The organism is Achromobacter sp. SIMBA_011, from assembly GCF_046535435.1.
GTDB classification, from domain to species: domain Bacteria; phylum Pseudomonadota; class Gammaproteobacteria; order Burkholderiales; family Burkholderiaceae_B; genus Achromobacter; species Achromobacter dolens.
Genome location: NZ_JAWRWN010000175.1, coordinates 1 through 334 on the forward strand (window position 1 = coordinate 1; position 334 = coordinate 334).

1 tRNA gene is annotated in these 334 nt (G+C 53.3%); it reads right to left on the reverse strand.

What is annotated here, in order from left to right:
• A tRNA-Arg gene (locus tag SB816_RS30440) sits at positions 1–77 on the reverse strand.
• Positions 78–334: the final 257 nt, after the last annotated feature.

Consider the following 334-nt stretch of genomic DNA (forward strand, 5'->3'; position numbering starts at 1 on the left):
TGGCGCGCCCGGCAGGATTCGAACCTACGACCCCCTGGTTCGTAGCCAGGTACTCTATCCAGCTGAGCTACGGGCGCTCCGGTAAAGAGGCAAAATTATATCAGAATAATTTCACCACCGCACTGCATTTGCTCTTCATTTTTACCCAAGCGCTCGACTTGGGCGGTCCATCGCGTTTTAGCCGGGTTTTAGCCTATAAGGCAACCTTTGAGCTGACTTTTAAATCAAACTCCAGCCAACCATACAGCAAACATTCAATGGCGCGCCCGGCAGGATTCGAACCTACGACCCCCTGGTTCGTAGCCAGGTACTCTATCCAGCTGAGCTACGGGCG